Below are 23,774 nucleotides of genomic sequence, written 5' to 3' on the forward strand. Positions count from 1 at the left end.
ACGGGGGTCGGCCGACCGCGCCGGATCAGGGGGCGAAGACCGCGCGTTCCCAGCGGTCGCCGCCCGAGACCTGTGCGTGCGCGGCGGCGTCGCTTGCCGCCGCGCGCAGGCGGTCGAGGTCCCAATCCGCGAGGGGCGCGGCAGCCACGCCGATGCTCGCCGACAGTCGGACGGGCACCGCCTGCTGGTCGGTGAGCGTCCCGATGCGATCGAGCAGTCGCGAGAGCAGACCGCGGACGGCGGTGTCGGGGCGCGGCAGCAGGACGAGGACCTGAGTGGCGGAGACCGCGTGGATGTCGGCCTCGGGAGGCATGACGTCGCGGATGTCCTGCGCGAAGCGCGCCGTCACGCGTTGGAAGGCGCGACCGCTCGACGCCTCGAGCAGCTCGCTCGGATCGTCGAGGCGCACGTCGAGGATCGACCACCACCGGTCCTCCGCGGCCTTGGCGCGCGCGAGGCGGTCACGCGCGATGCCGAAGAAGTCGAGTCCCTGTCGGGGGTCGACGTTCTGCGAGCCGCGACGCGCGAGGTAGAGCAGGGTGACGACCGCGCACACGAGGTACACGAGCGCGACGAGCTCGTTGAGCGAGTAGAGGGCAGTCATGTCGGCCTCGGTCTGCGCGCCGGCGCCCTGGGCGAGGCGCACCACACCGTCGACGACGACGAGGGCCGCGAGGCCGATGAACCCGAGCGAGACGACGAGCAGCGGCAGCGACATCTCGCGCTCCGGCTTGCGCAGCCGCAGCAGTTCGCCCGCCGTGAGGGCCGCGACGACGGCCGCCACCGTGAACGAGATGCGCAGAACCGTGCCGTAGGCGCCGCTCTCGGCTGCGAGGCCGAGGACGATCGCGAGCGCGCTGAAAACGACGATCGTGGGCACCAGCATGATCGGTTCACGCCCCCGACGGGCTCGCAGTCCGACCCACACGAAGGCGGAGGCGCACAGGATCGGGCCGTGCGCGGCGGCGCGCAGGAAGCTCGAGTCGAGCTGGTCGGCGACGACGAGCAGGTAGCAGCTCAGCATGGCGAGGGCGAAGCCCGACGACCAGATCGCCGCCGCGCGGCCCGGGAACGGGAGGAAGCCCAGCCCGATCATCATGATCGTGCAGGCGGTCGCGATCGCGACGAGCGCGATGGTCACATCGACCTGCGTCATGACTCGACCCCCCCATCACGATCCGCGGCGGGCAGTCGGACCGTGACGGTCGTCCCGCGTCCGAGGGCGCTCTCCACCGCGATGCTACCCCCGTGGGCCTCGACGATGTCGCGGGCGATGCCCATGCCCAGCCCCGTGCCCGACACTGAGCCCTCCTGCGCGTTCTGCGCCCGGAAGTACGGGGTGAACACGCGCTCGACGTCCTCGGGCGTCATGCCGATGCCCTCGTCGGCGATCGAGACGGCGACCCAGCCGTCGTCGTCGAGCGCCGCCGCGACGCGCAGGGTGCCGCGGTCACTGTACTTGATCGCGTTGCTCATGATGTTGTCGACGACCTGGCGCAGCCGGAACTCGTCGCCCTCGACGTGGAGGGGACCCGCGACGACGGATTCGATGGCGAGGGCCGAGGCGGATGCCGCGGGCTCGAACGCCTCGATCGAGGCCTCGACGAGCGCGGCGGCGTCGAACCTCGCGTGGTCCTCCGCGGCATCCGTCGACTGCGAGAGGAGGCCCTGGATGAGGGTGAGCATGCGCTCGCTCGCCGATTCGATGACGTCGAGGTGGTCGCGCTGCCCGGGAGTGAGGTTCGAGCCCTCGAGGAGCAGGTCGGCGTGGCCGAGGATCACCGTCAGCGGGTTGCGCAGCTCGTGCGCGACGACGCGGGTGACGTGGGGCCGCTCGCGCTGGGCCTCGGCGACGGCGGTGAGGTCGGCGAGCTCGATGACGACCGTCTGCTGGCCGAGGGAGTTGGGGGCGGCGTCGCGGATCGACAGTCCGAGCGCACGCCAGGTGCCGCTGCGGTCGAAGAGCCAGAGCCGCTCGTTCTCGACCAGCTCGCCTCGCACGGCGCGGGCGACGGTCGTCTCGGTGGGGCTGAGCGCCCGCCCGCGATAGTCGGAGTACTCGACGGCGCCGCCGACGGGGAAGCGCAGGTCCTGCGTGTCGAGGGAGTACAGGGCGCGGTACGCGGCGTTCGCCGAGACGATCTCGCCGCCGGGCGTGACCCGCGCCAGCGCGACCGAGATGGAGTCGAACACGGCATTGACCCGCTGCTCGGTGGCCTGGACCCGGTCGACCGTGGCGGCCAGGCGGCGCGCCTGGTTGCGGGCGAGGACCCGGAACGCGCGGATGCGGCGGGCGCCGCTGGCGACCGTGATGGCGAGGAATGCCAGCGCCAGCAGGATGATCAACAGCTCGACGATCACGTCGGGCGAGAAGCCCCAGTGCGACGGGTCGGCGAGGCTCATGACCGCGACGGCGCAGATGGCGAGGACGATCTCGGCCGACCCGTAGTAGGTCGCGATCCAGGCGATCGGGAACACCCACAGGTAGCCGAGGCTCGGTTCGCTGAGGGTGAGGAACCCGATCGCGACGATGTCGACCAGCGGGAGGACGAAGGCGGCGTGCCGAGGTATGCGGGCCCACGGGGTGACCAGGGTCGCCATCGAGCAGATGACGATGACGAAGATCCCGACGAGGAAGCCCGGGCTCGCGAGCAGTCCGACGTTGAGGACGCCGACGGCGACGGTGATGGCCACGACGCTGAAGGTGAACACCAGCTGCCACTGCCACACGGATCTCACACGCGTGCCGATGAGCTGACTGTCTGCCCAGCGGCTTTCGGTTGTCGGCATCAGTTGGCTCCGTCGCCAGTGTATCCACGCGCAGAGCGCGCAGCGTCAGAAGGCGGTGTCGCCGGGGGCGAGCGCGGCTCGTGCGGTCTTGAAGAGGATGACGACGTCGCCGACGAGCGTCCAGTTCTCGACGTACGACAGGTCGAGCCGCACCGACTCCTCCCAGGACAGCGAGGAACGGCCGCTGACCTGCCACAGTCCGGTGATGCCGGGCTTGACGAGGAACCGCCGGTGGACGTGATCGGCGTAGAGCTCCACCTCGCGCGGCAGCGGCGGGCGGGGGCCGACGAGCGACATCGATCCGCCGATGACGTTGAACAGCTGGGGCAGCTCGTCGAGGCTGAGCCGCCGCATGATGCGACCGATGGGGGTGACCCGGGGGTCGTTCTTCATCTTGAAGAGGACGGTGTTGCCGGCATCCCGTTCCTGCTCGAGGAGAGCGTCGAGACGCTGCTCGGCGTCGACCACCATCGAGCGGAACTTCAGCATCGTGAACTCGCGGCCGCCGTGACCGACGCGCGTCTGGCGGAAGAGGATCGGGCCGGGGCTGGACAGCCGGATCGATGCGGCGAGGAACAACAGGACCGGGCTGATGAGCGCCACGCCGAGCGACGCCGCGCTCACGTCGAGGATGCGCTTGGCGACACGCTGACCGCCGCTGAAGCGCGGCGTCTCGACGTGCAGCAGGGGCAGGCCGGCGACGGGGCGGCTGCTGATGCGGGGGCCGGCGATGTCGGCGATGCCGGGGGCGATCACGAGGTGCTGCCTGCCCGCCTCGAGGCTCCACGAGATCTGCTTCACCTTGTCGGCGGGCAGTTCGTCGGTGCTGGTCACGACGACGGTGTCGGCGTTCGTGACTTCCATCGCGCTGCTGAGGGCCGAGATCGACCCGATGATCGGGATGTCGGTGCCCTCGACAGTGTCGGCGACCGCCGCACCCGGGATGCAGGCGCCGACGACGTGGTACCCCGCGCTCGGGGTGCGGACGAGCTCGTTCGCGATGTCGACGACCGACCGCCGCGACCCGACCAGCAGGACGCGCGCCGAGAAGTCGCCCGTGCGGCGCTGGGCGATGAGCCACTGCCGCCAGAGCCACCGTTCGAAGAGAAGGACGAGGATGCCGAGGGGCAGGCTGATGAGCAGGAAGCCGCGCGCGACCTCGATCTGCGTCAGGAACGCGACGATCGCGATGACTCCGAAGAGGGTGACGCTCGACCTGGCGATCCGCGCGTACTCGGCCGAGCCGGCGCCGATCACCCGGTGATCGCGGGTGTCGGCGAGGCTGAGGGTCAGCATCCACACCAGGATGAGCCCGGTCGAGAAGGTCCAGTACGAGATCTCGCCCGCCACCCTGCCGTCGCGGATGGCGATCTCTGCGGCGCCGAGGCCGAACCAGGCGATCTGGGTGCCGTAGACCACCCAGATCAGAGCGAGGAGGTCGCTGACCCACAGGCGCCGGGCGTAGACGCGACGCCACGGTGCGGAGAAGGGGGCCGTCGCCGGCACGCGCCCGCTCTGTTCGTCCCTCGTCTCGGTCATCGCCGTGCTCGCCACATTCCCCCCAGGATGAGAGGGCTCTCACCTTCTCTCATAGGGCACCGTACCAGCGACCTGTAACAGGGGTGTGTCGAGGATGTCATCGGTCTACACCGCGGGCGCGGCGGGAAGGCGCAGCGTCGCCCGCACACCCCGCCCCGGCGTCGAGACCAGCGTGACGTCGCCGTTGTTGCGGCGGGCGAGATCGCGCGCGTTGGCGAGCCCGAGGCCCAGGCCGCTGGCGGTGCGCCCCTCGGCTTCGCGGCCGCGGAAGAACCGTTCGAAGGCGCTCGCGAGGGTCTCGGGCGACATGCCCGGTCCGTCGTCGGCGACGACGATCGCGATGTCGTCGCCGTCACGGCGGGCCTCGACCCGGACGGTGCCGGCCTCGGCGAAGGTGACCGCGTTCGAGACGAGACTCCAGAGCGCCCGCCGCGCGTCGGGCTCGGCCGCCCAGACGTGCAGGCCGCTCGGCGTCGTCACGAGGTGGGTGCCGCGGGCGACGGCCTCGGGGCGGTGGGCGTCGCACACCTCGAGGATGAGGTCGTCGACCGGGATGCGGGTGGGCTCGCCGCCCGAGGCGGCCTGGGTCAGTCCGTCGAGCAGGCCTGCCAGGCGGGCGGCCCCGCGCCGGATCGCCTCGACCCAGCCGCGCTGGTCGCCCGACAGCGGGGAGTCGGTCAGCAGGTCGGCATAGCCGAGCACGTTGGTCACAGGGGTGCGCAGTTCGTGGCTCGCCGCGGTGACGAAGTCCTCGCGCTGGCGTTCGAGGTCGAGCTGCTGCGTCATCGCGGCCGCGCGCGCCCGCTCGGCGGCGGCGATGTCCTCGGCGGCCCGGACGGCGAGGGCGGCGTTGGTGCGCCCCTCGAAACGGGCGGTCGAGACGAGCACGGTGAAGACGCCGATCGCGCTCATGAACACGACGAGGGTCACGGCGGCATCCCGCGACTCGACGGTGCCGAGCCCGCTCCTGCCCCCGGCGGTGAGGGTGAGAAGGAGGACCGCGATCGAGGTGAGCAGCGCCGACCAGGTGGCGACGCGAACCGGGAAGCGCAGGCACGCGACCGCGATCGCCGCGAAGGTGAGGAACGACAGGTGTGCGAGGCCGGGTGGGCCGAAGGTGAGAATGACGCTGGCTCCGACGGCCGCGGCGTGCACCACGAGTTCGAGAGGACGAGCGCGCTCCTCGCGGCCGGCGGGGAGGATCGCGAGGCTCCCGATCAGGATCATGGCCGAGCTGTGCGAGGCGAAGATGACGATCGAGGTGGGGAAGAAGTCATCCCGGAGGAGCAGGACGTTGGTCGCGGCGATCCCGACGCTCGCGACGGCCGCGCCCCCGAGCACGGCCGCGACGAACCCCGTCGCCCGCGACAGGGTGTCGAGCCGGAATCCGGTGCCGCGCCGGGTGAGGAGCGCGGTGACGAGCAGCACCTCGAGGGTGTTGAAGAAGGCGTACAGCAGCCACAGCTCCCAGGAGCGGCCGGCGATCGCGTTGGCGGTGGCGGTGAGGGCGAAGATCAGCGCCAACACGATCCAGCGCCGTTCGGGCGCGACACGCAGCGCGAAGGCGAGCGACAGACCGGCGGCCGGCCACCAGATGGCGATCGGCAGGCCGTTCGCCTGCAGTCGGACGCCGACCAGGGCGAGCAGCAGGATGCCGGCTGACGTGAGGGCCCACCACAGGATGCGGCGGCCCGGGGCGAGGTCCGGGGCGAGACCTGCGGCGCGGCCGCGCGGCGGCGCGCCTTGCCCGCCCCCGCTTCTCGTCACGCGTACACCGTACAGTCGGCGGTGTTCCGGTGGATACGGCGGTGTATTGTCTGCTGCATCGCCGACGTTCGGGTCGGCTCGATGACGCGAGGTGAGCGCGTGGCACACGTGCTGGTGGTGGAGGACGACGTCGATGTCGCGTCGTTGCTGCAGCAGGTGCTCGCGCGCGTCGGTCACGAGGTCTCGGTCGCCCACGACGGCGGCGCCGGGCTCGATGCGGCGCATGCGCGGCATCCCGATGTCGTCATCCTGGACTGGATGATGCCGATCAAGACGGGCATCGAGGTGTGCTCCGAACTGCGGGCGGATCCGGGGTTCGCCGACACCCGCATCCTCATGCTCACCGCCCGGTCGTCGCCGCAGGACGTCTCGCGCGCGAAGGCCGCCGGGGTCGACGACTACGTCGTCAAACCGTTCACCCCGCGTCAGCTGCGGGAGCGGGTCGAGAACCTGCTCGCCGGCTGAGTCGTCATTCGGCGGGCACCACGAGCTCGCGCTCGAGGACGACCTGGTCGCCGACCTGCCGCAGTGCCGTGCCCGCCTCACGGGTGCCGAGCCCCGCCGGGACGGCGAGGGTGAGTGCGCGGGGGGAGAGGATGCCGGGGCTCGAGACCTGCACGCGCAGCCGGTCGCCCGCGCGGGTGAGCTCGACGGCGGCTTCGCGCGCGCCGGAGTGCTTGACGGCGTTCACGAGGGCCTCATTGACCATGCGGTTGGCCTCTTCGCCGACGCCGGGACGGTCGAGGGCGGCGCGCGCGTCGTCGGCGATGCCGACGCGGACGTCCATCACGACCGACCAGGCCTCGACGAGGTCCTCGATGGTCTCCTCGTCGACGGCGGTGGCTCCCGTGCGCAGGTCGTGGAGGATCTCGTCGGTCTGCGCGCGGAAGGCGGCGAGCGTCGCCTCGTCGGCGGGGTTCTCGTCGACGTGCGCGGCGAGGATGACGCACCGGCTCTGCAGGCGGCCGTGCAGCAGGTCGCTCCCTCGACGCAGCGGTGCCCGCGCGGTGTCGACGGCGGTGGCGAGGGTGCGGGCCGCGGTGCGGAGGACGGCGGTGGCGCGTGCCTCCTCGGCGCGGGCCCGTCGGTAGGAGTCGACGGAGATGGCGATGGCGCTCGCGGCGAGCGGCAGGCCGAGCAGCGGGACGAGCCCGAGCGCGCCGACGTCGGGCAGGAGTGTGTAGGTCAGCCACATGATGCCCACGCCCGCGAGGGCCCACACGGCGAGGAACACGAGACCGCGGGGTGTCGCGGGCAGGCGGCGCGCGCGACGGGTGACGGCGCCCGCGGCGAGGTCGAGGGCGGCGCTCGCCGCCAGGGCCGCGGCGGCCACCGACGGCCCGCCGTGGGCGAGGCCGAAGGGGAGGGTCGCGGCGACATAGGTCAGTCCGACGGTGAGGGGCGGCGTCGCGCTCAGTCGCGCGAGGAGCGGCACACCGCGGGGGACGTCGGTCGGGGTGAAATCGGGCTGGTCGTCGGTCGGCCACTGCGTGAGTTCGTCGAGACGGTGGCTGGCCGACCGCACGCGGGTGGAGTAGTCGCGCACCGCGTCGTAGTCGACCGTGCCGGCGAGGAGGCGGTCGCGGTGCCGCGCGAGGTCGTCTGCCATCTGCGCGAGGATGCCCGAAACCTTCGTCCGCAGGTGGGCGGCCTCGGCCGTGCCCCCGCGCATGAGGGCGCTCGCCTGGCGCAGTCGTCGGGTCGTGGCCCGCAACTGTCGGTGGTAGGTCACGGCGACGGCGCAGACCGTGAAGAGGATGCCGGTGGTCACGATGTTCGTGGTGATCCGCGCCGTCCAGTTGCCGCCGGTGGTCAGGCCGAAGAGGCCCACGCTGATGGCGTCGTTGAGGAAGGGGCGGATCGCCGAGAGGCCGACCAGGGTTGCGATGACGACGGCGACCCGCTCGGCGGCGGACTTCGCGAGCCGGCGTTCGGCGTAAGCGGCGACGAGGCCGAGGAGGGCGAGCGGCACCCAGCCGATCGCGGCGACCGCGACGCCGCGCAGGTAGCCGTCGAAGGAGGGGATCCCGACGCTCGGCACGCTGAGGAACGTGCCGATGACGAACGACATGAGCAGCGACCAGCGGGTGAAGTACTCGCCGCTCGCGAACGGTCCCGACAGGACGGCGACGGCGAGGTCGGTGAGGCGGCGCCACCTCGACGGCACCTCTGTCCTCACGCCCTGCACATGGGCAGCGTAGCGGCAGTCCGGTGTTCTCAGCGCGGGACGGTGGTCAGGTCGTCGCCGGTCCAGAGCAGGACCGCGTCGGGGGTGATCGCGAGGGCTGCCGGGGTCGCGGCATCCGCTGTCACACAGGCGAGCGGGTCGGTGTCGGAGGTCAGCGACGTGAGCAGCAGGCCGTCGCACTCCGGGGTGCGGGTCGCGGCGATGATCTCGCCGTCGAGGGTGTCGAGGGCGACGACATCGGTGCTGATCGCGGTCGTCTCGCCGTCGGCGGTGGCGTAGGCGGTGCCGACGCAGATGAAGGCGACCGTGCCGGCGGAGGAGCGCAGACCCCACGGCTCGGCGCAGGGGGCGGCGAGGGTGTCGCCGTCGATGACGACGTCGGTGCCGACGAGGTAGTCGGAGCGCGCGAGCACGTCGTCGTAGGGTGACCAGAACGCGCCGTCGGTGAAGGTGCGCAGGGCCTGGGTCTCGCAGTCCTCGCCGACGTCGGCGACGGCGGTCGCCTGGGTGTCGGCGACGGACCGCAGGGCGCGCACCTGGGCGATGTCGCGGTAGAGCGGGGTCTCGTCGGTCCAGGTCGCGCCGTCGTCATCCGATCGCTCGATCACGGGCGCGTCGCCCCCGCAGGCGCCGGCGGTCGCGCGCCAGAGCACGTCGGTTCCGGCGGCGAGGTAGCGCTCGGCCGCGGCGGGTGCCGTCACCGCCGGCGGGGCGCTCGCCGTCGGAGACGGGCTGTCGACGGGAAGGGATGCCGCGGGCACGGATGCCGCGGGCCGGGCGACGCGCTCAGGATCCATTCCCTGCGTGCGCTGCAGAGCGAGCACGACCAGGCCGCCGACCGCCACCGTCAGGGCGACGACGAGGACGGCGACGACGACGGAGGGCAGGCCTCGGCGCACCCGCGACCGGCGAGCCATGGGTCAGCGGACGGCGGTGTCGCCGGCGTCACGCGCTTCGCGTCGCGTGTCGAAACCGATCTCGCCGATGGCGGGAGCGGTGTCGGGGACGACGGCGACGGGAGCCTTGCGCTTGCGTCCGCGGGCGGCCTTGGGCTGTTCCTGCGTGTAGCCGTACCCGCCGTACCCGTAGCCGTACCCGTAGCCGTACCCGTTGTAGTACGAGTCCGGACCGCGGGTGGGCACCATGGACATGACGAACCCGGCGACCTTCGCGCCGACCGTGTGGAGCGCCTCGACGGCGCCCTCGAGCTGGTGGCGGGTGACCTTGCCGGCCGAGGCGACGAGGATCGCGCCGCTGGTGCTGCGGGCGAGGATGGCGGCATCCGTCACGGGCAGCAGCGGGGGAGCGTCGCAGAGGACGACGTCGAAGTCGCGCTCGAGCACGTCGAGGAGGGTGCCCATCTGCTTCGAACCGAGCAGTTCGCTCGGGTTCGGCGGGATCTTGCCGGCGGGCAGGACGAACAGGCTGCGGCCACCCCACGGGAGCATGACGTCGCCGACGCGGGCGCGACCGATGAGCACGTCGGTGAGGCCGACGCCGCCCTCGAGGCCGAGGTATTCGGCGACCTTGGGCTTGCGCAGGTCGGTGTCGAGGAGGGCGACCTTCTTGCCGGCATCCGCCAGCGCGATCGCGAGGTTGATCGTCGTCGTGGACTTGCCCTCGCTGGGAACGGAGCTCGTGATGACGAAGCTCGACCGGCCGCCCATGTCGAGAAACTGCAGGTTGGTGCGCAGGGCGCGGAACGACTCGGCGCGGGGGCTGAGCGGGTCGGCGTGGACGATGAGCGGACGCTCCTTGGCCTTCGCGTCGAACGCGATCGCGCCGAGCGAGGGGGAGGAGGTGATCTGCTCGGCGTCGCGCGGCGTGCGCACCTTGTTGTCGAGGACAGTGCGCAGCACGGCGATGCCGATGCCGAGCGCGAGGCCGACGAGGGCGCCGAGGGCGAGGTTGAGCGGGACGTTCGGGCTGGCAGGGGCGAGTGCGGGCTGGGCGTCGCTCACGCGAGTGAGGCGGATCGGACTGCCGCCCTCTTCGATCTGCGGCTCGATCTCGGGGACGACGGTCGAAAGGCTCGCGGCGATCTGGTTCGCGAGGTCGGCCGCAGCGACGGGGTCGGGGTCGGAGACCGTGATCGTGATGATCGTGGTGTTGAGCGCCGACGAGGCGCTGACCTTCTCGGCGAGGGACTCGGCCGTGACGCCGAGGTCGAGCTCGGCGATGACCGGGTTGAGCACGATCGGGGTCTTCACCAGTCCGACGTACGTGTTGATGCGGGTCTGCGCGAAGTTGGCGCCCTGCTGGATGTCGGAGGCCGTGCCACCGGTCTGCGTCGACACCGCGACGCTGCTCGACGATTCGTAGATGGGCGTGCGCGTCAGCGAGTACGCCGCCGCCGCCCCGAGACCGACGAGCGTCAGCACGACGATGATGAGCCAGTTCTTGCGGAGGACGCGGATGTAGTCGCTGAGCTCCATGGTGCCTCTCGTGCCTACGCCCGGTCGGGCGTCCGATCAATTCGGCTCAGTCTGCCACAGGGGTGTGTCGGGCACGTGACGCGGTGGAGTCCGCACGGCTGCGCCAAGATCGTCGAGTGACGTATCTGCCGGACGATGTCTACGCGCTCATCGAGAAATCCGTGCCGATCCTGTGTGTCGACTTCTTTCCCTTCGAGGTCGCGCCCGAGGGCGGTGAACGGGTGGGGTTGATCCTGCGGCACTCGCCGTTCGGCGACGTGTGGTGTCACCTCGGCGGTCGTGTGCATCGTGGTGAGTCGCTGCGTGCCGCGGTCGATCGGCACGCCCGCGACACGCTCGGCGTGTCTGTCGAACTCCCGTGTGATCAGCCGGACTACGTCTACCAGTGGTTCCCCGCGGACATCGCGCCGACCGACGGCACGGCGCACGGCGACGACCCGCGCAAGCACTCGGTCGGGCTCACGTACCTGACGCGGTTGACCGGCGCAGCGTCGCCCCAGAACGAGGCGCTCGACTTCGGATACTTTCCGGTCGACGCGCTGCCGTCGCCGATGTGGCCCGGGTCTGCGGATCTGCTCGCGCGCGTGCTTCAGGCGCGGTAGTCGCCGATCCACCAGTCCGAGATCTCGGACATCCGAGCGGCGACGTCACGATGACGCGGGTCTGTGCGGAACGCCGCGAACGCGTCCTCATCGGCGAACGTCGCTTCTTCGATCAGGATGCGGCCCTTCCGCTCGTCGAGCGACCGGGCGATGTGCCAACTCTCGACGCACGGAAGGTCGGCCAACGATCGGAGTGCGTCGACGGCCTCATCGACGTCGTGCTCTTCCACGTGGTCGTGGATGCGGAAGAGCACGACGTGACGGTAGGTCACTGCTTACTCGCGGATCGTGTCGACGTGGTCGCGGTACCAGGCGACGGTGCGCTCGAGGCCCTCTTGCAGGCTGATCTTCGCGGTCCAGCCGGCGTCGGCGAGCTTCGAGACGTCGAGGAGCTTCTGGGGGGTGCCGTCGGGCTTGGTGGTGTCCCACTCGGTCTCGCCCGTGAAGCCCGTGACGTCGGCGATGGTCTCGGCGATCTCGCGGATGGTGACGTCGCTGCCCGTGCCGACGTTGACCTGGTCGGGGCCGTCGTAGTGCTCCATGAGGTGCAGGACCGCGTCGGCCATGTCGTCGGAGTGCAGGAACTCGCGGCGGGGCGTGCCGGTGCCCCAGTTCGTGACGGTGGGGGCGCCGGTCTTGGCGGCGTCGTCGTACCGGCGGATGAGGGCCGGGAGGACGTGCGAGCCCTTGGGGGAGAAGTTGTCGTTGGGCCCGTACAGGTTGGTGGGCATGGCGCTGATCCAGGGCAGCCCGTACTGGCGGCGGACGGCTTGGGTGTGGAGGATGCCGGCGATCTTCGCGATCGCGTACGCGTCGTTCGTGGGTTCGAGGTGCCCGGTGAGGAGAGAGTCCTCGCGGATGGGTTGTTCGGCGAACTTCGGGTAGATGCAGGATGAGCCGAGGAACGCGACCCGTTCGACGTCGTTCGCGAGTGCCGCGTCGAGCACGTTGGTCTGGATCCGCATGTTGTCGGAGAGGAAGTCGACCGGGTAGGTGCTGTTGGCGAGGATCCCGCCGACCTTCGCGGCGGCGAGCACGATGTAGCGGGGTTTGATCTCGGCCATGTAGGCGAACACGTCGTCACGGTTTTTCAGGTCGAGTTCGGCGCTGCTCTTGCCGACGACCTTCGTGAAGCCTTCTGCTTCGAGCTTGCGGACGATCGCCGACCCGACCAGGCCGCGGTGGCCGGCGACGTAGAACGTCGCGTCCCGGTCGAGCTCGCCGGGGGTGTAGGTGACGCCGTCGGTGGCGGTGGTCACTTGGTTCCCCACGAGGCGAGCTTCACGGTGTCGATCCATTCCGGACCCTTTTCGAGTGCTTCCACGTCGGCGTCAACCATCAGCTTGGCCAGTTCCTTCCCGTCGATGGTCGGAACCCAGCCGAGCTTGTCGGCCGCTTTCGACGGGTCGCCGATGAGCGCGTCGACCTCGGTGGGGCGCAGGTACCGCTCGTCGAACTTCACGAACTCCTGCCAGTCGAGCCCGACGTGGCCGAAGGAGGTCTCGAGGAAGTCCTTGATCGTGTACCCGACGCCGGTGCCGAGCACGAAGTCCTCCGGCTCATCGGCCTGCAGCATCCGCCACATCCCCTCCACGTACTCGGCGGCGTACCCCCAGTCGCGGATCGAGTCGAGGTTGCCGAGGTACAGGTCCTTCTGCACACCCGCCTTGATTCGGGCGACCGCGCGGGTGATCTTGCGGGTCACGAACGTCTCGCCACGTCGCGGGGACTCGTGGTTGAACAGGATCCCGTTGACGGCGAACATGTCGTACGCCTCGCGGTAGTTCTTCACGATCCAGTACGAGTACAGCTTCGCGACGCCGTACGGGGAGCGCGGGTAGAACGGGGTGTCCTCACCCTGCGGGGGCGGGGTCGCGCCGAAGAGCTCCGAGGTGGATGCCTGATAGAACCGCGTCTTGATGCCCGACAGCCGCACCGCCTCGAGCAGGCGGATCGTGCCGGTGCCGGTGGTGTCAGCAGTGTGCTCGGGCTCGTCGAAGGAGACGCGCACGTGCGACTGCGCGGCGAGGTTGTACACCTCGTCGGGGTTGATCTCACTCATCAGCGTGACCATTCGGGCGCCGTCGCTGAGGTCGCCGTAGTGCAGGAACAGCTTCGCGGACGGGTCGTGCGGGTCGACGTAAAGGTGGTCGATGCGGTGCGTGTTGAAGGTCGACGCGCGACGGATCAACCCGTGCACCTCGTACCCCTTCGACAGCAGCAGTTCGGCGAGGTACGAACCATCCTGGCCGGTGATACCGGTGATGAGAGCGCGCTTGGTCACAGTGTTTCCCCCTGGGCTAGGTGAGGTCGTCAACTCGCCGACGCGAGGGTACGCGGAGGCCGCGCACGGTCTCCGTCGATGAGCGTTTCGAGAAGAGTAGCGAACGAATCGATCGCGAATGTTTCGTCGAGCACCGTCTCGCGGTAACGCTTGCCGTTGGCGCCGAGCTGGTCGGCGCGGGCGTGGTCGCGGCCCAGGTCAAGGCTCGCGTCGAGCAGGGCTTTGGGGCTGGCGGCGGGGACGACGACGCCGGCACCGGCGGAGCGCACCTCGTCGGCGGTGATGCCTTTGGCGTCGGTGGCGGCGACGACGGGGCGTCCGCTCGAGAAATAGGAGGTGAGTTTGCTCGGCACGGCCATCTCGCTGACGCCGGGGTACTCGTTGACGAGCAGGATGTCGGCGGCGGTCAGGGCTGCGGAGAACTCGGCGTCGGGCAGCGGGTCGATGAACTGCAGGGTGGGGATGCCGTCGCCGAGGGCGCGCAGACGATCGCGTTCGCCGCCGCCGCCCATGAGCACGAAGCGCACGTTCTCGCCGCGTTCGGCCGCGAGTCGGGCGGCGTCGACGACGTTGTCGAGGCCTTGTTTGATGCCCATGTTGCCGGCGTGCAGCACGACGACCTCGTCACCCCAGCCGCGGGCGGCTCGTGCGGCGGCGCGGTCGATGGGCGGGGTGGGGGCGAGGTGCGTCCAGTTGCGCACGACGTGGATGCGTTCGCGGGGGATGTCGAAGTCGTCGCTCACGCGGTCGGCGAACCGGTCGTGGATGACGACGACGCGATCTGCCTTCGACAGCAACCACTTCTCGGTCAGCTGGATGATGCGACTGCTCAGGCCGCCGGCTTGGCCGGTCTCGCGCAGGCCGAGCCAGTAGAGGTCCTGCACCCAGACGATGAGGGGGGTCTGGCGGTGGAACAACTTGAGGCGAAGGGCCGCCAGGGCTGACGAGAAGAGGGCGGGGGAGACGGCGATGACGGCGTCGGGCTGCCGGAGCGGTGCCGCGAGGAGTCGGGCTCCGAAGCTGAGTTCGGAGAGCAGACGGCGGATGCCGCTGGGCTTACGGGGCACGTAATGACGCAGGCGCAGGACGTCGGCGCCGTCGAGATGTTCGCTCCGCGACCACTGCCCGTAACCTGGCGATACACGCCACTCCGGATAATGAGGGTGCGTCGTGACCACGTGAGTCCGGTATCCCCGCCTCGTCAGGCCGCGCGTCATCGCACCGGTGTAGGGGGAGATCCCGGTCGGTTCGGGAGGGTAGTTGACTCCCAGTACAGTGACTGCGGGGGCGGGACGCGACATGTTCATGACCCTAGCCGCGCGACGGTTTCGGTCTGGTTTCAGAAGGTGGACGATGTCTGACATCCCGGTGATCGATCTCTCGAAGGCCCCCGGCGAGCGTGCGGCCTGGGATCGCCCCGCCTGGGTCGTCTACCTCTGGGCAGTGTGTGAGCTGCTGTTCGTGACGAATCCGTGGCAGATCAGCTCGGTATTGCGGGTTCGTATTCTCCGCCTATTTGGCGCACAGATCGGGCACGGTGTGGTTTTCAGGCCCCGCACCCGCGTGAAGTTTCCTTGGAAGTTGCAGATAGGAGATCGTTCGTGGGTCGGGGAAGGAGTTTGGTTTCACAATCAAGGATCGATCACCGTGGGCCACGACGTCGTTATCTCGCAGGAGACATTCCTCACCACAGGGAGTCATAGACACCGCCTGGACATGGCACTCATCACTCGCCCCATCATCATCGAAGAGGGTGTTTGGATCACTTCCCGATGCGTCGTTCTGGGCGGCACGCAGATCGGGAGGTCTGCTCTCGCTCGACCTCATACCGTTCTGTCGGGGCAGGTGCCGCGAAACGCAGTGGTCCAGGGCATCGAGTGCGAGGTCGTGGGTACTCGCTTTCCGACGGGAAAGGCTAGATGAAGATTGCGCATGTTGTGGCTTACGTCTCTGCCGATGGGGCCTACGGCGGACCAGCCCGGGTTGCCCTAACGCAAGCCGAGGCGCTCGCCGCACTTGGTCATGACGTCACTGTTTTCGCCGGTGCGCCGCTCGAAGAGGCCGGTTTTCGCACTGCGAGCGGATATGAGATTCAGACGTACCCGGCGCGACTATTGCTCGGACGCCGAAGCTTCGCATACGTTGCGGCTCCTCTGTTGCTGAGCGCACTCCGGCGGCAGCTGGCGCATTTCGACGTCGTCCACATTCATCTCGCGCGCGACCTCATAACGTTGCCGGCGGCCGACCTTGTCCGAGGTCGCGGTGTCCGATACGTGCTCCAAACACATGGGATGGTGGACGCCTCTCAGCGTCGTCTGGCAAAGCTCCTTGATGCGCTCTCCACTCGCAGAGTTCTACGGAATTCGGCGGCGGTTCTGTCTCTGACTGAACAAGAGGACTCAGACCTGATTGCTGTCGAGCCGACTGCGAAGATAGCGAGGGTCCGCAACGGGGTCAGGGTTGCTCCCGTGCCCCCTCTCGCGGGACGCGAGGATATGGTCCTCTTCTTAGCCCGACTGCAAAGCCGCAAGCGTCCGAGAGCCTTCGTTGAGATGGCTCGGCTGTTGAAAGACGAGCTCCCCGACACGAGTTTCGTTATCGCGGGACCAGATGAGGGTGAGGGTCGCGCGGTGTCCGAAGAGATCGTCGCCGCCGGCTTACAGGATCGAGTGTCGTGGATCGGTGCGATCGCTCCTGATCGAACGGACGAATATATGGAACGCGCCCGCGCTTACGTTTTGCCGTCGTTCGGCGAGGTTTTTCCAATGTCGGTGTTGGAGGCGTTCCGTGCCGGCACGCCCGTCGTCACTACAAGATCGCTCGGAATTGCGTCGGCTTGCGATAGATACGGGGCGGCCATCCTTACAGATGGCAGCCCCGAGCAACTTGCTCAAGGCCTGTTGTCCATCGTGGGCAATCCCGAGGAGGCGGAAGAACTCCGGCGGGGGGCGGCGCGCTTCCTCCAGAGTGAATTGGATGTGGTTGACGTCGCCAACGCATTGGTGTCCATCTACCAGGGTGAGGAATCCGCCTGAAATGCCGCAAGTATGGATTGTTCAACCGTACATCCCGCGATATCGTGTGGCCTTCTTCGAAGGATTGATTGACGAGCTTGCAGCATCTGACATTGCCATCCGGGTCGTTGCCGGTCAGCCCAGCGGCGGGCAGCGGATGCGGGGTGACGGAGTGGTACCCGAGTGGGCCACATTGGCGAAGACCCGTGAGCTCCGGGCTATGGGTCGGTCCGTAACCTTCGCATCTACTCGATCCTTCTGGCGGGATGCGTCCGCGGTGATTTTGCCGCACATGGGCAGCTCCGTAGATGCCATCTCGGCGCTCGCTTGGCGTGGCGCACGAAAGGTGGGGCTTTGGGGTCATATCGCTTCATTTACGGCCGATCCCCATCCCCTGGACGCGGCCATTGAGAGGTGGCAGATTCGAAGGGCTCATCATATTTTCGCGTATACACCGCGCGGAGCCCAGTTCGCGATCACGGCCGGTGCAGATCCCCATCGCGTCACGTCTGTGATGAACTCCGCGCCTCTAGATGGGAACTTCTCAGAAGCTGACATCGAGACCGAGGCCGCTCGACTACGTTCTCTGGTCGCCCAACCCGGGGTGCCGATTGTGGCGTTCATAGGCGGGCTCGACGCGAGCAAGAGGATCGATTTCTTAGCGAAAGCACTCGAGAACCTCGAAGCTAGGAACGTTCCGGTGCACGTCGCCGTAGGCGGTCTAGGACCCGACGCTTGCCTTCTTGGCCCTCTCCAGAAACGCGGACGGGTCACAATGCTGGGGCACGTCGGGGGGTTGCAGAAAGCTGCGCTTCTGCGATCGGCGAGAGCGGTGCTCAACCCGGGAAGGGTAGGTCTATTGGCTGTTGATGCTCTCGCGGCCGGGCGACCCATACTGACGACCGAATGGGCCTTCCATGCTCCGGAGATCGAGTATCTGGTGGACGGGCAATCTCTGTTCAAGTCCGCCAATGACCCAGACGCCTTCGCTCAGCTGATCGAATCGACTGTCGCCGCGCCTGTTCTGGCCCAACAGGACTGGTCATATCCGACGATGACGGACATGATCAGCAACTTCGCATCAGGTGTACGCACGATGCTTACCGCATGATCGGTGACACATTCATCTTGAATGGGCGGCAGTCTGCGTCTTCGCGACGAAGAGTTTGGACGAGCGATTGATTGGGCGTCTATCCGTATCGATCGGTGGCCGTGCCGCTGCGGCCGGATTGCAGATTTTTGTCGTCGCACTTATCGCGCGGGCGCTCGGTGTCAGTGACTTCGGTGTATTCGTCGCGACGAGCTCCGTTGTTCTCGTGCTGATGACGTTCTCTGAACTGGGGATGGGAGCGCGCCTGCTCACGGGGCTGTCCACCGTCCCCTCTCGTCGGAACCTCACCACTTTCACTATCGTCCGGGTGCTTCTCCTTGTCGCGGTGTCAGTAGGGTCGGTCTTCGTTGCTGCGTCGCTTCACTTGGATGCGGGCCTGATCGTCGCAGCGTCAATCTACGCAGCTGGAGACGCCACAGGAGACCTCGCGACCGCAATACTTCAAGGCGCGAAGCGGAGTGGGTACGCGATGCTTCTCCTCTGTGGTCGACGACTGCTGGTCCTGGGTCTGCTCTGGTGTATCCCGGGCGAGGAGGGCGCCGTGATTGCCATCACGGTCGGCGGGGCAGCAGGTGCTCTCGTGTTTGGTGTGCTCGCGTGCCGGAACCTCGCGAGGCCCCGACGACTTCGTGAGTTGATTGCTGAGAATCTTCGGATCATCTTGAGTGGTGGTGCCTCGAGTGCGGCGCAATTGGATGTGGCCATGGTGAGCGCAGGTGCGGGGTCGGTTGCAGCTGGGCTTTATGGGTCCGCGTCCCGGCTCTTCAATCCGATCAACCTTGTTGTGTCGACGATGGTTCAGGTGTTTGTACCTGAGGTTGCCGGACAGGCGGGCCAGCCGAGCCGACTCCGAGCCTTTCGGCGCGTAAGGATCGTTGTCCTCCTATTTGCGGTTGCAGTTGCAGCTGCGTCAGTCATGGGGCCGTGGATTGTTGTCGTCCTATACGGACCTCAGTATCAAGGTGCCGCACCAATCGCCGTTGCCGTCTTCCTCGCAGCCGCGTTTTCGGCCATTGGGCAGGCATATATGGCTTGGTATTACGCGACTGAAATCCCCAAGTTAGTGCCGGTGCTGATGTGGGCGGCGTCGATTATCGGCATCGCAGCGATACTCTTGCTCGCAAGTTTGTTCGGTGTTGTCGGCGCGGCCGGCGGGTTGGTGCTCATGCACCTCCTCGCATTGGGCGCGATCGTGATTCCCTGGAAGAGGTCGCTGGAGGCCGATGATGGATAAATCTTCTCGCTGGCCAAATCTGGAAAAGGACTACTCAAGATTCCGACCGGGTGTGAAATTCTCTGCGCTGCGCGCCGCGGGAGTTTGTATGTCCGCACCGGGCATGCTCGCTATCGTTTTCCTCCGGACGCAGCAGTGGCTTGTGGTTCGCCGACGCGATCGGCTTGCGTCCCTTCTGCGTACTGTTTGTCTGATGGTAACCGGAGCGGATTTCCTACCCGGTTGCAAGGTAGGCCCGGGTCTGCTCATGCATCATCCAAACGGAGTAGTCATCGGTGGCGGAGCGGTGATCGGTCAAAATTGCACACTGCTGCAACAGGTGACTATCGGCGAGCGGTATGCAGTCGGTTCTGATGATCATCGCTACCCCACAATTGGCTCTGGATGTGTGATCGGCGCTGGTGCCAAGATTCTCGGCGGTGTGTCGGTCGGCAATGGGGCACAAGTCGGCGCAAATTCGGTCGTGATCAGAGACGTTCCGGAGGGCGCAACAGTGGTCGGTTCGCCGGCGCGAATAGTCGGATATAGGGGCGTGTGATTTCGTGATGACTAATCGGATGATCGTCCTTCTTCCCTACTTCGGTCCGTTTCCATCAACGTGGCCGCTCACTCTTAGGTCTATGGAGCGGAACGTCGGCATTGACTGGATGATCTTCTCCGACCAGGAGATCCCATCACACCAGGCTGCAAACGTGTCCTTTTGCAGAACCTCCCTCGTGGAGCTGCAGGATCGTTTCTCCAAACGTCTCGGTTTCGATGTACAACTACCCCACCCTTATAAGCTGTGTGACTTCAAGCCCGCGTACGGGGAGCTCTTCGAGAAAGAGATCGAGAGCTATGACTACTGGGGTTACTGTGACGCCGACGTGGTCTTCGGCGATCTCGCCAGCCAGATCTCCGGCGCGCTTTCAGTCGGGCCGGAGAAGATTTTCCGTCGCGGGCATCTCAGTTTCGTGAGAAATACTCCGGAGGCAAACTCGCGCTACCGGGTGGCGTGCAGCGGGCTGCCCGACTACCGAACAGTGTTCCAAGACGAAACGAACCACGCGTTCGATGAAATTGGGGGGATGTACGAGCGCTACGAGCGCCTTGGGATTCACGTTTACGAGAATGATCAACTCTTTGACATCGGACCGGACAGGTTTCGTGTCAAAGCGAACTCCGCTGGGCCGGTCGAAAAGTACTACGTCTACCGCGATGGTCGCATGTTGGCGGTTGACGGTGGCTCCCGACGAGTACGTGAAGGGCGTTACATCCATTTGCAGAAGCGCGCGTACGCGGATCTGCCTGAGGGGTGGGACAGCGCGACGATGTTGGCCTTTGCGCCTTCGAAGCTGTATGCCGTGCGTTCTATCGAGGAGGCAGTGTCGGCGATCCGCCATGAGGAGCGTTCGCTGCAGGAGAGGTTTCGCTGGTTTGGGAGGTACGCGCGCAGGAGGGTGCGCGGCCTCCAGAAGCGCTTTAGGAGGCAGTAATGGAGAGATGGAAGCGTGACGAAAGGCGCGATGCGAGAGCCGCGGATGGCCACAACACCCAGGTGATAGTCGCGCAAGGCTTCGGTGGCCACCGGTTGATGTACGCACGCCTGCTTGCTGAGGGCATCCTCGAGCGGGGGCGGGTGCCTCTTATCTTGACGTCCGTTGGTGCGTGTGATTCGGAGGAGTTCAATACGCATCTGTCTCGGATTGCGCAAGATTGTCAGATCTGCGAGCTTCCCTCCATCACCGAGCGCACGATAATGGAGCAAGTGGCGGGTACAATTCACCCGGTCGTGTTCCCTGAGGGTGATGCATGGCTGCGCGGTCTCGGCGGGGCGTGGAGGCGTTCAGGGATTCAAGCAAGGCTCCTGGTGATGAGGTCGAAGGGGCAGTCGTCGAGCGCAGTTGTCAGGCACTCTCAGACGGCACTGAAGGCGTTGAGGCGCACGCGGGCGAGGTTGCAGTCCGGCGCGTCGATCTATCTGCTCGGAAGTTTCGCGGAGCGGCCTCGACGGCGCATTTTGAGCGACCCAGTCGTCCTCTCAGGAAGTGAGGCGCAGGCTGACCTATTGCGCGGTGAGTGGGCGAAGCGGGCGAGGGGCTTTAACGGCACTTGGGTAGGTGTGGTAGGGGCACTCGACCGCCGAAAGAATCTCGCGCTCGTTTGTGAAGCCCTGAGCCGGTTTGCGCCCGAGGAGGTAGGGCTGGTCGTCGCCGGAAAGGCAGTCGAAGGCGAGCCCGAGATAGAGACATCAATTGCGTCGATGCGTGCAGCCGGTGGCCCTATCATCAGGATCGCGGGGGTGCTTCCAGACATTGAGATGGACAATGTGATCCGAGCAGTCGACCTGGTCGTGCTTGCACATTCGAATGAGGGCCCGAGTGGCATCTTTGGCAAGGCCGTTAGTGCGGGAACTTATGTTATTGCCGCTGGAGCGAAAAGTCTGAAGCGCGATGTTGCGAAGGTGAGAGAGGGGGCGCAGTGGACGCCGCTAGATCCGGTGCTGTTGGGAGACGCCATCGAGGAGGCGCGTGCTCGCCACCGTTTGAAGCCAGTCAGTCTGGGCTCCCAGCGCTTCATCGACGAGCTCCTGGGCTGACAGGGCTGGAACGTCCATGACCACCGGGGTAGCCGCGGAAATAGTCCTTCGCGACGATTACCGCGCCCAGGTGCCAATGACCAGTTCGGCGCGAGCGCCCTGTGGGCTTCGGCGCCGGGGGGCGGCCAAGGATGGCATCCAGGTGGCTAGCTCACTGCTGATGGATCCGCGCGTCCATCTCCTCCCGAGGCGGATTGATCCCGGAGGTCGTAATACAGTCGACACCCCGCGCGAAGTATCGTGGAGCGGTGATGCTGGATCGGAGGATAAGAAACTGTACGCGCCGCCACGGTCACACTGGGACCTGTTGACCACTCATGGATCGGCACCGCTTTTCTTGTACCGAGCGGGTCAGAGCTATCTCCTTCGTGCTCGGCCGCAACTGCCCCTCTTCATGACTGCGGTGTGCCGCCGGTTGAGGGCTCAACCCGAGTTTGTGTCAAGCCGCAACGTAGCGCCCTCGAGCCCTTTTGAGCGACCCGCGCATGGCTCGGCCTGATCGCCCAAGGGGACGGTCCTGGCTGCCGCCCCTGCTTCTTATGGCGGCTCTCGCATTCAGCCGACCAAGCATCCTCGGGGAACGCTTCGCGGTGGTAGGTCTTGCGCTCGCCGCTGCAGCAGCTCTCCAATGCATACTGACAGACCGCACCGTTCGGTGGTCCTGGAAAGCAACGCCGGTCCTGATATTTATGGCGTTGAGTCAGTCGTGGTGGTTGTTCCGTAGAGGCGACATCGGGCTGCCGGCCGATCCGCAGGGGTCGTTAACGACTCTCGGGGTTATCTTTTGTGCGGCCGTGGTTCTTTCGAGCAGCGAGCGAGCACTGCAGTTCGGCCGACTGTTTGTCGGTGTGACCCTGGCGCTTTGCGCGTCGGCGGTTATATCCGCGGCGCTGTGGGCTGCGGGCAACACGCTCATCGTCTTCGAGTTCTTCACTGGGCAGTGGTTCGCGCATATCTTGTTCCCGGCCACACCATCGATCGGCAGTGTCTGGGTAAACGGTACGCTCACGCCACGGTTCAGCGGACTAGGCCGGGAGCCGGGGTGGATGGGAATGTACATCGCTTTCGCAGCGGTCGCGTGGCGTTGGGTGGGGCGCCCTCGATGGTGGGGTTATCTGCTGCTCAGCGCCGGTTTGCTGTGCACGCTGTCTACCGCTGGGTTTGGCATTTTCATCGTCGTTATTGCCTATGAGATCTTCTTCAGGGCGCGATCTGTGGAGAGCCTAGGCAGGCGGTCAGCTCGCGCGCTCGCCGGTGCGGCGACGGTGGCCGGTGCAGTGTGGATTGCGCTATATGCCCCCGTCGTAGGCCTTCTGGCGAAGTCTGACGTCAACGTGCTCTCTCTTGAAGAGCGCAGCTCGGTGCTGAATCGGGGAATTGTCGCTTTGACGGACTTTTCGCTGGGTGAGTCGACCGGCGTGGCGAATGACGGCATCGGGTTGATCGCCGCGTCTGCACCTAACGGGTGGCCGTATTTCCTGCTGGTCTCTCTTGCATTCCTTGTGCCACTCATCGCAGCTGGTAATCACCACCGCCCCGTGGCCATGGTCATGGTGCTCTATCTGACAATCCTGCTCGCCCAACCTCCCCAGGACTCGACGGCGGTGTACGCCCTGCTAATTGCCGCGTTCGCGTGGTCGCGACCCAGATTCGACATCCCGATTCGAGATGAACGCATTGTTGGTGAGTCGTCGAGGGAGACAGCCCGCTGGGCATGACCTGCTTTCCGCCGATCTTGGGTTGTGATCGCCGATGTCGGTCGGGAAAGCGCTCTGCACGAATCTGTCCGAAGCCCTGGCCGCCGAGGCAGCGATTCAAGAGATGCGACGGGCTGGAACACCGCCCCAAATCTCTCCAGGACCGGTGGACCTTGTCAGCACGGCATTGGAGAGGAGCGTGCTACCGCGAGCGAGAACGGTCGGGGTCGATCCTCCGACGATCCGCGCGCCTGGATATACAGTGCAATCGTCCTCGATAACTACGGCGAACCGAGCGGGTACCTCGCCGCCCTTCGTCCCCGTGCCGATCGCGTGGAACAGAGTGACCCGGTTGCCTATATAGGTATTGGCACTCAAGACCATGCCAAGTCCTCGGTGCTGAACGCGGAGTAGTGCCCCGTAGAGTGGTGTAACGATCCCGGCCAGTAAACGTCAGCGTGGCCACCGGGATCTTCCTTCGAGGAAACTCTCACATCCCACTCGAAAGGCGTCACACCGATGACCACTCCCTCTA

General features: G+C 66.8%; 21 protein-coding genes. 10 read left to right on the top strand and 11 right to left on the bottom strand.

The genetic code is table 11. The features are described 5' to 3' along the window. Positions 1–25 precede the first annotated feature (25 nt). From NH287_RS08715 to NH287_RS15370, 4 genes are all read right to left on the bottom strand, one after another. Positions 26–1,156, bottom strand: coding sequence for a hypothetical protein (locus NH287_RS08715; RefSeq protein ID WP_253035293.1), 1,131 nt, complete (start codon positions 1,154–1,156; stop codon positions 26–28). Beyond that, positions 1,153–2,790 (bottom strand): cell wall metabolism sensor histidine kinase WalK, encoded by a 1,638-nt coding sequence (locus NH287_RS08720; protein WP_253035294.1) that lies wholly within the window; start codon positions 2,788–2,790, stop codon positions 1,153–1,155. Before NH287_RS08720 ends, NH287_RS08715 begins: the two co-directional genes overlap by 4 nt. Positions 2,791–2,835: 45 nt before the next feature. After that, positions 2,836–4,329, bottom strand: coding sequence for a sugar transferase (locus NH287_RS08725; RefSeq protein ID WP_253035295.1), 1,494 nt, complete (start codon positions 4,327–4,329; stop codon positions 2,836–2,838). Between the two features lie 105 nt (positions 4,330–4,434). Beyond that, complete coding sequence (locus NH287_RS15370; RefSeq protein WP_253035296.1) at positions 4,435–6,096, bottom strand: HAMP domain-containing sensor histidine kinase; 1,662 nt, start codon at positions 6,094–6,096, stop codon at positions 4,435–4,437. Between the two features lie 99 nt (positions 6,097–6,195). Between NH287_RS15370 and NH287_RS08735 the strand changes: the two genes are divergently transcribed. Then, positions 6,196–6,561: a response regulator gene (locus NH287_RS08735; protein ID WP_253035297.1), complete on the top strand. Its 366-nt coding sequence runs from the start codon at positions 6,196–6,198 to the stop codon at positions 6,559–6,561. Between the two features lie 4 nt (positions 6,562–6,565). Here the strand turns inward: NH287_RS08735 and NH287_RS08740 are convergent, their stop codons facing one another. Genes NH287_RS08740 through NH287_RS08750 form a run of 3 tightly spaced genes read right to left on the bottom strand, consistent with a single transcriptional unit; the run spans position 6,566 to position 10,719 of the window. Continuing rightward, positions 6,566–8,263 (bottom strand): hypothetical protein, encoded by a 1,698-nt coding sequence (locus NH287_RS08740; RefSeq protein ID WP_253035298.1) that lies wholly within the window; start codon positions 8,261–8,263, stop codon positions 6,566–6,568. Between the two features lie 50 nt (positions 8,264–8,313). Beyond that, complete coding sequence (locus NH287_RS08745) at positions 8,314–9,201, bottom strand: hypothetical protein (RefSeq protein ID WP_253035299.1); 888 nt, start codon at positions 9,199–9,201, stop codon at positions 8,314–8,316. Between the two features lie 3 nt (positions 9,202–9,204). Then, entirely contained in the window at positions 9,205–10,719 is a 1,515-nt protein-coding gene (locus NH287_RS08750) for a polysaccharide biosynthesis tyrosine autokinase (protein WP_253035300.1), read from the bottom strand. 116 nt (positions 10,720–10,835) lie between these two features. Between NH287_RS08750 and NH287_RS08755 the strand changes: the two genes are divergently transcribed. Beyond that, a complete protein-coding gene (locus NH287_RS08755; protein ID WP_253035301.1) occupies positions 10,836–11,321 on the top strand; it encodes a DUF4916 domain-containing protein in 486 nt (161 codons plus the stop codon). Here the strand turns inward: NH287_RS08755 and NH287_RS08760 are convergent. From NH287_RS08760 to NH287_RS08775, 4 genes are read right to left on the bottom strand one after another with little or no spacing between them, the layout of a single operon-like run. Further along, the gene (locus NH287_RS08760) at positions 11,309–11,575 is read right to left on the bottom strand and encodes a Dabb family protein (protein ID WP_253035302.1); all 267 of its coding nucleotides are present in this window, start codon (positions 11,573–11,575) and stop codon (positions 11,309–11,311) included. The genes NH287_RS08755 and NH287_RS08760 overlap by 13 nt on opposite strands. Before the next feature lie 21 nt (positions 11,576–11,596). After that, positions 11,597–12,619: a GDP-L-fucose synthase gene (locus NH287_RS08765; protein WP_253035303.1), complete on the bottom strand. Its 1,023-nt coding sequence runs from the start codon at positions 12,617–12,619 to the stop codon at positions 11,597–11,599. Further along, positions 12,577–13,605, bottom strand: a complete 1,029-nt coding sequence (gene gmd / locus NH287_RS08770) for a GDP-mannose 4,6-dehydratase (RefSeq protein WP_253035304.1) — start codon at positions 13,603–13,605, stop codon at positions 12,577–12,579. Before gmd ends, NH287_RS08765 begins: the two co-directional genes overlap by 43 nt. Positions 13,606–13,634: 29 nt before the next feature. Next, positions 13,635–14,912 (bottom strand): glycosyltransferase family 4 protein, encoded by a 1,278-nt coding sequence (locus tag NH287_RS08775; RefSeq protein ID WP_308210402.1) that lies wholly within the window; start codon positions 14,910–14,912, stop codon positions 13,635–13,637. A 46-nt stretch (positions 14,913–14,958) separates the two neighbouring features. Between NH287_RS08775 and NH287_RS08780 the strand changes: the two genes are divergently transcribed. The 8 genes from NH287_RS08780 (at position 14,959) to NH287_RS08810 (ending at position 23,260) form a co-directional block, all read left to right on the top strand. Beyond that, on the top strand, positions 14,959–15,528 hold the full coding sequence (locus NH287_RS08780; protein WP_253035306.1) for an acetyltransferase: 570 nt from the start codon (positions 14,959–14,961) through the stop codon (positions 15,526–15,528). Then, positions 15,525–16,640, top strand: coding sequence for a glycosyltransferase (locus tag NH287_RS08785; protein ID WP_374209369.1), 1,116 nt, complete (start codon positions 15,525–15,527; stop codon positions 16,638–16,640). Before NH287_RS08780 ends, NH287_RS08785 begins: the two co-directional genes overlap by 4 nt. A 493-nt stretch (positions 16,641–17,133) precedes the next feature. Continuing rightward, entirely contained in the window at positions 17,134–17,730 is a 597-nt protein-coding gene (locus tag NH287_RS08790; protein WP_253035312.1) for a glycosyltransferase, read from the top strand. Positions 17,731–17,797: 67 nt separating this feature from the next. Beyond that, the gene (locus tag NH287_RS08795; RefSeq protein WP_290440476.1) at positions 17,798–18,964 is read left to right on the top strand and encodes a lipopolysaccharide biosynthesis protein; all 1,167 of its coding nucleotides are present in this window, start codon (positions 17,798–17,800) and stop codon (positions 18,962–18,964) included. Between the two features lie 247 nt (positions 18,965–19,211). Beyond that, the gene (locus NH287_RS15450) at positions 19,212–19,502 is read left to right on the top strand and encodes a serine O-acetyltransferase (protein ID WP_374209370.1); all 291 of its coding nucleotides are present in this window, start codon (positions 19,212–19,214) and stop codon (positions 19,500–19,502) included. 19 nt (positions 19,503–19,521) lie between these two features. Beyond that, positions 19,522–20,439, top strand: coding sequence for a DUF6625 family protein (locus tag NH287_RS08800; RefSeq protein WP_253035308.1), 918 nt, complete (start codon positions 19,522–19,524; stop codon positions 20,437–20,439). Beyond that, a complete protein-coding gene (locus NH287_RS08805) occupies positions 20,439–21,542 on the top strand; it encodes a glycosyltransferase (protein ID WP_253035309.1) in 1,104 nt (367 codons plus the stop codon). Before NH287_RS08800 ends, NH287_RS08805 begins: the two co-directional genes overlap by 1 nt. A 794-nt stretch (positions 21,543–22,336) precedes the next feature. Continuing rightward, a complete protein-coding gene (locus tag NH287_RS08810) occupies positions 22,337–23,260 on the top strand; it encodes a hypothetical protein (protein ID WP_253035310.1) in 924 nt (307 codons plus the stop codon). Positions 23,261–23,774 lie beyond the last annotated feature (514 nt).

This window comes from Microbacterium sp. CnD16-F, assembly GCF_024124465.1.
Lineage (GTDB): Bacteria > Actinomycetota > Actinomycetes > Actinomycetales > Microbacteriaceae > Microbacterium > Microbacterium gawkjiense.